This window comes from Bacteroidota bacterium, assembly GCA_038746285.1.
Lineage (GTDB): Bacteria > Bacteroidota > Rhodothermia > Rhodothermales > JANQRZ01 > JANQRZ01.
This window is the reverse complement of record JBCDKT010000027.1, coordinates 44,665-53,227: the sequence shown is the minus strand read 5'-3', so window position 1 is coordinate 53,227 and position 8,563 is coordinate 44,665. Positions and strand designations below refer to the sequence as shown.

At 69.0% G+C, this 8,563-nt stretch carries 8 protein-coding genes; 2 read left to right on the top strand and 6 right to left on the bottom strand.

What is annotated here, in order from left to right; genetic code table 11:
• The coding region (locus AAGI91_10315) for a T9SS type A sorting domain-containing protein (GenBank protein MEM1043011.1) at positions 1 to 1,694 on the top strand (1,694 nt) is incomplete at its 5' end.
• 274 nt (positions 1,695 to 1,968) lie between these two features.
• Positions 1,969 to 2,730, top strand: a complete 762-nt coding sequence (locus AAGI91_10310) for a hypothetical protein (GenBank protein ID MEM1043010.1) — start codon at positions 1,969 to 1,971, stop codon at positions 2,728 to 2,730.
• 60 nt (positions 2,731 to 2,790) lie between these two features.
• Here the strand turns inward: AAGI91_10310 and AAGI91_10305 are convergent, their stop codons facing one another.
• The 6 genes from AAGI91_10305 to purL form a co-directional block, all read right to left on the bottom strand.
• Positions 2,791 to 3,366, bottom strand: coding sequence for an ECF-type sigma factor (locus AAGI91_10305; GenBank protein MEM1043009.1), 576 nt, complete (start codon positions 3,364 to 3,366; stop codon positions 2,791 to 2,793).
• Between the two features lie 97 nt (positions 3,367 to 3,463).
• Positions 3,464 to 4,036, bottom strand: a complete 573-nt coding sequence (locus tag AAGI91_10300; GenBank protein ID MEM1043008.1) for a hypothetical protein — start codon at positions 4,034 to 4,036, stop codon at positions 3,464 to 3,466.
• Positions 4,037 to 4,131: 95 nt separating this feature from the next.
• Positions 4,132 to 4,653 (bottom strand): LysM peptidoglycan-binding domain-containing protein, encoded by a 522-nt coding sequence (locus AAGI91_10295; GenBank protein ID MEM1043007.1) that lies wholly within the window; start codon positions 4,651 to 4,653, stop codon positions 4,132 to 4,134.
• Positions 4,650 to 5,720, bottom strand: a complete 1,071-nt coding sequence (gene trxB, locus AAGI91_10290; GenBank protein ID MEM1043006.1) for a thioredoxin-disulfide reductase — start codon at positions 5,718 to 5,720, stop codon at positions 4,650 to 4,652. Before trxB ends, AAGI91_10295 begins: the two co-directional genes overlap by 4 nt.
• 78 nt (positions 5,721 to 5,798) lie before the next feature.
• Entirely contained in the window at positions 5,799 to 6,143 is a 345-nt protein-coding gene (trxA, locus tag AAGI91_10285) for a thioredoxin (protein ID MEM1043005.1), read from the bottom strand.
• A 141-nt stretch (positions 6,144 to 6,284) separates the two neighbouring features.
• A complete protein-coding gene (gene purL / locus AAGI91_10280; GenBank protein MEM1043004.1) occupies positions 6,285 to 8,552 on the bottom strand; it encodes a phosphoribosylformylglycinamidine synthase subunit PurL in 2,268 nt (755 codons plus the stop codon).
• Positions 8,553 to 8,563 lie beyond the last annotated feature (11 nt).

Genomic DNA, 8,563 nt, shown 5'->3' with positions numbered 1-8,563 from the left:
TCGACAACAGCGGCACGATCCGGGCCGAGACCAACACGCTCTTCCTCCGCACCGACGCCCGGCACGACGACGCCACGCTCACCGCCGACGCCGGTGCGACCCTCAGCTTCGACCTCGGCGCCCACACCTTCGCCGGCACCACCACCGGCGCGCCCGAGGGCGAGGTCCTTGTCGACGCCGCGATCGAGGCCGAGGCCGGGGCCGTGTGGGACCTCGCGGGCGCGGGCGTGCAGTGGCAGGAGGGCTTCCTGACCGCCGGCACGCTCACCAACGAGGGCCTGGTCGTGCTCAACGGCGTCAACTTCAACACACGCGGCGTCAGCGGCGCGGCGACCGCGTTCGTCAACGCGGGCACGGTGCGCTGGGAGCAGGAAGAGTTCACCCTCAGCGACGCCGCCACCTGGACCAACACCGGGACCCTCACGGTGGACGCCGAAGCGGCGAGCGTGACCCTGCGGCGCGCCGGCCTCGCCGGTGAGTCGTTCGACAACGCAGGCATCGTCAGCGTGGACACCGGCCGGCTCGATGTCAACACGGCGTTCGACCACGCCGCCGGCGCGCTTATCCAGGGCAATGACACCTTCGACATCCGGGGCAGCGCGTTCACGCAGGACGGCGACACAGGCCCTGGCACCTCGCCCGGCCTCCTCACCTGGCAAGACGACTGGGCACCCTCCTCCGGCTCGACCCTTTTCATCGAGGTTGGTGGCTCGGTGCCCGGCACGGACTACGACCAACTCGCTGCGGACGGGGCAGCCACACTCGCCGGCACGCTCGACCTCTCGGTCGCCGTCGGCGACGCCCCCGGCGTCGGCGACACATTCACCGTGCTCACAGCGGCCGACGGGGTCACGGGCACCTTCGACACCGTCGTGCCCGCCTTCGGGTACACGTTCGACGTGAGCTACAACGCCAACGATGTCGAGGTCGAGGTGCTGACGGTGCCCAACTTCGACCTCGTCGCGGTCAACACCGACCCCACCGGCGACCCCGTCGTCGTCGCCAAGCCCGGGGCCATTGACTTCTCCTACGTCGTCACCAACAACACCGCCGCCCCCATCACCGGCGACGTCTTCTTCACCGCCTCGCTCGGGGCGACGACCCTGGCGCAGGGCGTGATCCTCTCCGGGACGCTCCCGGCCAACGCGTCGAGCCCCGTGCTCGGCTTCACCCAGGGCATCCCCGGCTTCGCCCCGGTGGGGAGCTACACGTACTCGCTCAAGATCGGGCAATTCCCGAACACCGTCGTCGGGCAGGTCGACTTCACGGTCGTCGTGACGGCCTCGGGGGCGCGCGTGGCTCAGGGCGAGGGCGCGTGGTCGCTCTCGGGGGCGACGCCCTGGCTCGGTGCCGACGGCGCGGTGCTGATGGGCGCGGCCGGGGCTGAGCAAGCGCCTACGACGCCGGAGGCTGCTTCGTCGGCGGTGCCGGAGGCGTTCGGCCTCGCGGCGGCCTACCCGAACCCGTTCCGGTCGCAGACCACGCTGGCGCTCGATGTGCCGGAGGCGGGGCGCGTGGCGGTGGCCGTGTATGACGCCCTCGGCCGCCGGGTGGCGGTGCTCCTCAACGAGGAGGTCGAGGCGGCGACGCACCGCGTGGCGTGGGACGCGTCGGGTCTGCCGAGCGGGGTGTACCTCGTGCGGGCGACGGGCGCAGGCCAAGCGGCGATGCAGCGCGTCACGCTCGTGCGCTGATCGTTCCGCACGCTGTTCTGAAGAAAAGCGGCCCGGTCTTGCGCGACGAGACCGGGCCGCTGCATTGCTCGTCGGTCCGTACTCGGCCCGTTCGTGGACCGTCCGCTCAGGCTGAATTTGCCCGAGTCTCGCTCAATTAATCCCCTTTTGGCCTATTTTCGGCGCTCTCGCTTTCCGATGAGCCGCTTACTGCCGATTTCCCGTTTTACCTGGCAGACGGGACGTGCTCCCGCTGCCAAACCAACACGCTCAACTCCCTAACACCCGAACAGCCATGACTCTCCGCACCGATGTCCCCGCTGTGCTCCGCCGCCCTGCGGCGCTCGCCTTAGCGCTCTTCATGCTCGCCGCAGCCGGCTGCGACTCCTCTGACCCCGAGCCCACGACGGGCACGATCTCCGGGACGATCAGCCTGCCTGCCGGCGCAGCAGGCGACGTGGACAACACCCTCGTCGCGCTCTACGAGACGCTCGACGAGTTCCGCAACAACGCGCCTACCTTCGAAGTCACGGCCTCCGCTGACGGAAGCTACGAGTTCACGAACATCAACCCGGATTCCTACTTCCTCGCTGCGTTCAAGGACAACGACAACAGCCAGGGCATTAGCAGCGGCGACTTCTACGGCTACCTCGGCGGCGGTCCGCTGGACCCTGACGAAGCGACGCCGCAGCGCCAGCAGGTCACCGCCGGTGAGAACGTAGGCATCAACTTCGTGATCCAGATCGTACCGCCGGGCTTCGGCGTTACGCTGACAGGAACCTATTCTGGCAACGTCGAAGGCTCAACGCTCACCTTGAATCTTGCGGAAGTCGCGGGAGTCATCACGGGCACTGGCTCACTATCAGGGGCAGGAAGCTCCCTTCCGCTCACGGCTTCTGGCACCTTCGCTCCGCCGAGCGTCACCATAAATCTTTCGTCTCCCGGCTTCGACCCCTTCACGCTCACGGGGATTGCGTCCGACGATGGATCGGTCATTACCGGCAACCTGAACGGCTCTGGCTTCACCGGTGAGTCTGTGACACTCACGCGCCCGTAGCACAGCAGAACACACACACTCCTCAGCCCCCGGCTTCGCGAGAGGTCGGGGGCTTCTGCGCTACAGCATCTCGCCTATCTCGCGGTGGAGCCAGGCCCGTGCGGCGGTCCACTCGCGCTTGACGGTGGCCGGCGAGATGCCGAGCGCCTCAGCGGTCTCGGGGATCGTGAACCCCACGAAGTAGCGTAGTTCGACGAGGTGCGCCTGCCGCTCGTCGAAGTCGGCGAGGCGGCGGAGGGCTTCGTCGAGCGCGATCACCTCCTCGGCCTTCTCCTCGGGCAGGAAGAAGGCTTCGTCGAGCTGCACCGGCCGCTCGCCGCCGCCGCGCTTGGCCGCCTTCTGGCGCAGCGCGTAGTCGACGAGGACCTGCCGCATGGCGGTGGCGGCCACCCGGAAGAAGTGCGTCCGGTCCTCCCAGCGAGCCCCCTCCGAGCGGGCTATTTTGAGGTATGCCTCGTGGACGAGGGCGGTCGTGTTGAGCGTTTCGCCGCCGCCGCGCCGCCGCCGCTGCCGGTGGGCGAGCGCGTGCAGCTCGTCGTAGATCAGCGGCAGCAGTTCGCCTAGCGCCTGCCGGTCGCCGTCGTGGACGCGGTTGAGCAGGCGAGTTACGACCTGGGAAGACGGAGCATCAGACATGGCAGAGAGACAGGTTCGCAGGCCTAGCAGGGCTGGTCCAGACAGACATACGGCGCAGGCGTATCAAACGGCGTGCCTCGGGGGCAGCGTCGGCGCTTTAGCCGAACAGAAGCGTACCGAGCAGAGTGGCGAGGGCGATCAGACCGGCTATCGCGACCAAGATCACGCTGAGGGGGACAGCGGCGTCGTCGGACGCGGTCACCTCAGAGGGCGCGACTGACGGGGCCTCCGGCGGCGCGTTCTGCGAGCGCCGCCGCCTCGTGATCTCTGCCACGGCGGCGCTCAGGCTGAGCATGAGGCGTCGGTGCGGAGGCGCGTCCGGCTTCTCGCGCGACCCTCTGTAGGGTGCCTCTCGGTCGGGCGCTCTGATGGGGCCTTGCGCGCCGAGCAGGTGGCGCGCCGGAGCCGGGAGCGTCACGAGCGCGAACTCGACGTGGGCAGGACCGCGCGCTGCCAGCCGGATGGTCACCTCGTACGCCTCCTCATTCTCCGGGCTACTCAGGACGAGGGTAGCCGGGTGATCCTCTCCGCGCTGCATCGCCCCGAGCACCAGGCTGTGGCACGCTGACTCGGCCAAGCTGACACCTGCCACCGAGCATTCCAGCACGTCGTGCCGCTCGTCGCCGACGAGGAGGTGCGCACGCGATGGGAGGAAGGGCCTTCGTGGCACAGCAAGGCGAGGCTGGGATACGGCCAAAGCCTCCTCACACTCCAAACCCTGTTCCGCTGGACGGCGCGGCCCTTTAGCGCGCCGAGTCGGTACGTTTACTTCACCTGGAGCCGCTGCCCCGCCCGAATCCGCGTTCCACGCAGCCCGTTGAGTTGTTGCACCTGGCGCACGGTAACGCCGTAGCGCCGCGCAATCGCGCCGAGCGTGTCGCCGCTCCGCACGGTGTGGTAGACCGCTTCGGCTGCCGGGGCCGGTTCAGGGGTGGGTGCCGCCTTCGGAGCCGCGTCGGCGGCCGTGTCCGGCTGGGACACCCGGCCCGCCGCCCCCGTCGACTGGACGTTGCTGACGACCTCCGCCACGCCCTCGACGGCGCGGACTACCTCGGCCACGCGGTCCCGCTGCGCGGGCGTCGCGACGACCCCGAAGACGGTCAGCACGCCGTCCTCCGCCGAAGTCCGAAAGGTGAACTGGCGCAGGGCCTCGTCCTGGGCGAGCGCGACCTCGGCGCGGGCAGCGGTGCGGGCATCCTCGATGTTCTCCGCCAGCGTCTGCGCCTGGACCGGCGCGGCGAGCGCCATGAGCAGGCACGCGCACAGCAGGCGGCTGGCGGCGCTCACAGTTCCTCCTGCACGACCGCGCCGTCGCCGCTGTCCTCGGCGGGGGCGGCGTGGTACTCGGTCTGGGTGCGGACCCCGTCGATGGCCCCGCGCTCGGCGAGCCAGCGCTCGGCGTCGATGGCGGCCATGCAGCCGGTCCCGGCGGCGGTGACGGCCTGGCGGTAGACGTGGTCCTGCGCGTCGCCGCAGGCGAAGACGCCCTCGACGTTCGTGTGGGTCGAGTCCGGGAGGGTCTGGATGTAGCCGGTCTCGTCCATGTCGAGCCAGCCCTCGAACAGCTCCGTGTTGGGCTTGTGGCCGATGGCGACGAAGAAGCCCGTCACGTCGAGCGTGCCGGTCTCGCCGGTCTCGACGTTCTTGATTCGTAGCCCCTCGACGGCGTGCTCGCCGATCACGTCCTCGACGACCGTGTTCCAGAGGAACTCGATCTTGTCGCTGGCGAAGGCCCGGTCCTGCATGATCTGCGAGGCACGGAGGGTGTCGCGCCGGTGGAGCACGTAGACTTTCTCAGCGAAGCGGGTGAGGAAAAGCGCCTCCTCCATCGCCGTGTCGCCGCCGCCGACGATCGCGAGGTGCTCGTCGCGGAAGAAGGCCCCGTCGCAGGTTGCGCAGGCCGAGACCCCGCGCCCGAGGAGCCGCCGCTCGTTCTCCAGCCCGAGGTACTTCGCACTCGCACCCGTCGAGATGATGACCGTGTCCGCGAGGACGGGCGTCTCGTGGTCTACGACGAGCCGGAACGGGCGCTCGGCGAAGTCGACGGCCGTGACCGAGCCGTGACGGAGGTCGGTCCCGAAGCGCTGGGCCTGCTTGCGGAAGTCCTCCATCATCTCCGGCCCGAGGACGCCGTCGGCGTAGCCCGGGAAGTTCTCCACGTCGGTCGTGGTGACGAGCTGGCCGCCCGGCTGCGCGCCCTCGTAGACGAGCGGTTCGAGGTTGGCGCGCGCCGCGTAGAGCGCCGCCGTCAGCCCCGCCGGCCCGGTCCCGACGATGACCACGTTGCGGCGCTCCGCCCCGTCGAAATCGATACCATCGAAGGCGGACAGGTCAGGGGTCGGATGGGTGTTCATTCGGTTCTGTATGCGATGGTGATACACGTAGGGGCGACCGGCCGGTCGCCCCTACGGTCTGTTGGTGCGACGTAGCGCTCAGGCTGTCTGGCTGGCGAGCGCGTCGAGCTTGGCGGCCAGTTCGCGCTTCTGGACCACGCCGATGGCCTGGTCCGCGATGCGGCCATCCTTGAAGAAGAGCAGGGTCGGGATGGAACGGATGCCGAACTGCATCGGGATCTGCTGGTTGTTGTCCACGTCCATCTTCGCGATCTTCGCCTTGCCCTCGTACTCGGTGGCAAGCTCTTCGATCGTCGGTGCGATCGCACGGCACGGACCACACCATGCTGCCCAGAAATCGACGAGCACGGGCTGGTCGCTGTTGAGAACCTCGTCCTGGAAGTTGGCGTCGGTGAGGGTGACGTACTTGGCGTTGTCGGCCATGGGTGGTGCCTCTTTGCTGAAAGGATTCAGAGTCGGGTTTGAGGTGAAGCTCGCGTTGAACGGAGAGGCGAGAGGGCTGTTTCCCCACGCCTCCTTTTCCCCCGTCCGTTCGCGGTTCCTCCACTGAACCTCAACCGACGGTCACGCTTCCATTACATCGGGGATCGCGGCGTCGTACGGCGCGGCGAGGTCCGCCACCGCCTCGCCGATCACAGCCTCGCCGCCGACGCGGATCTGCAGCCGGTCGCCGGCGACGCGGCCGATGGGGACAGCGCGCGCGCCGGTCCCGACGAGCGTGTCTTGCACCATTTCGCCGTCGTCGCCGCGGGCGGTGAAGACGATCCGGCTCTGCGCCTCGCCGAAGAGGACGGCGTCGAGCCGGAGGCCGGCCGGAGCGTCCAGGTCGATCTCCGCACCGTGCCCGCCGAACGAGCACTCGGCGAGACAGACGGCGAGGCCGCCGTCGGAGACGTCGTGCGCGCTCCGCACGAGGCCGCTACGGATCAGGCTCAGCATCGCTGCCTGCACGGCCGCCTCTTCGTCCAGGTCTAGGTGCGGCGCGTCGCCGGTCGTCTGGCCGAGAACGGCGGCGAGGTACTCGGTCCCGCCGATCTCGGCGCGGTGCTGCCACGCGTCGGGCGTGAGGAGAAAAATCACGTCCCCCTCGTCGCGGAAGCTGAGCTGCGTCGTATCGGTCTCGACGTTCTCCACAAGGCCGAGCATGCCGATCGTCGGGGTCGGGAAGACGGCCCCGTCGGGATTCTCGTTGTAGAACGAGACGTTGCCGCCCGTGACGGGCGTTGCGAGCGCGCGGCAGGCGTCGCCCATCCCACCGACGGCCTCGGTGAACTGCCAGTAGACCTCGGGCTTGTAGGGGTTGCCGAAGTTGAGGCAGTTGGTGACGGCAAGCGGCTGCCCACCGGCGCAGACCACGTTGCGCGCCGCCTCGGCGACGGCGATCTGCCCGCCCCGGCGTGGGTTGAGGTAGACGTAGCGCCCGTTGCAGTCGGTCTTGACGGCGAGCCCTTTGTCGGTGCCTTTTATGCGGACGACGGCTGCGTCGCTGAGGCCCGGCCCCTGGACGGTGTTCGTGCGGACGGTCGTGTCGTACTGCTCGAAGACCCACCGCTTCGAGGCGATGTTCGGCGAGCCGAGGAGCTGCTTGAGGACGGCGCCTGCGTCGATCGCCGTCACGTCGGGGACGCTCGCTGGGTCGAAGGCCTGGGCGGTGTCGAGATAGGCCGGGCGCTTCGTCTCGCGGTGGTAGACCGGCGCGCCGCCGCCGAGGACGAGGTGCTCGGCCGGCACGTCGGCCACGAGGTCGCCGTGCCAGTGGACCCGGACGCGTCCATCGTCCGTGACCTCGCCGATATTGACGGCGTGGAGGTCCCACTTCTCGAAGACGGCCTCGATCTCGGATTCGCGCCCGCGCTCGGCGACGATCAGCATCCGCTCCTGGCTCTCGGAGAGCATCAGTTCGTAGGGCGTCATGCCCGACTCGCGCGCCGGCACGCGGTCGAGCCAGAGCACCATCCCGGCCGCGCCCTTCGCGCTCATCTCGGACGACGAGCAGGTGATCCCGGCCGCGCCCATGTCCTGGATGCCGACGACCGCGCCGGTGGCGATGGCCTCGAGTGAGGCTTCGAGGAGGAGCTTCTCCGTAAAGGGGTCGCCGACCTGGACGCTCGGGCGCTTGGCCTCGCTGGCTTCGGAGATCTCCTCCGAGGCGAAGGTCGCGCCGTGGATCCCGTCGCGGCCCGTCGCGCTGCCTACGATGTAGACCGGGTTGCCGACGCCGGTTGCAATCGCGCTCGCCGTCTCGCCAACCTTGACGACGCCGACCGACATCGCGTTGACGAGCGGGTTGCCCTCGTAGGCCGGGTCGAAGTAGACCTCGCCCGCGACGGTCGGGACGCCGAACGAGTTGCCGTAGTCGCCGATGCCGCGGACGACGCCGTCGAAGAGGTAGCGCACGCGGGGATTCTCGAGGGATCCGAAGCGGAGCGAGTTGAGGCTCGCAATCGGGCGAGCCCCCATCGTGAAGATGTCGCGCTGGATGCCGCCGACGCCCGTCGCCGCGCCCTGGTACGGCTCGACGGCCGACGGGTGGTTGTGGCTCTCGATCTTGAACGCCACCGCGAGTCCATCGCCGATGTCGACCAGCCCGGCGTTCTCCTCCCCCGCCTCGACCAGAAGCTGCTCGCCCTCGCGCGGGAGTTTTTTGAGCAGGGCGATGGAGTTTTTGTACGAGCAGTGCTCGCTCCACATCACCGAGTAGATGCCGAGCTCGACGAACGTCGGGGTCCGTCCGAGGCGGTCGACGATCCAACCGTACTCTTCGTCGGTCAGCCCGTGCTCGCGGGCTAGGTCCAGGGTGACAGCGGGTTCACGGACAGCGGTATCGGGCATGGCGGCGGTGG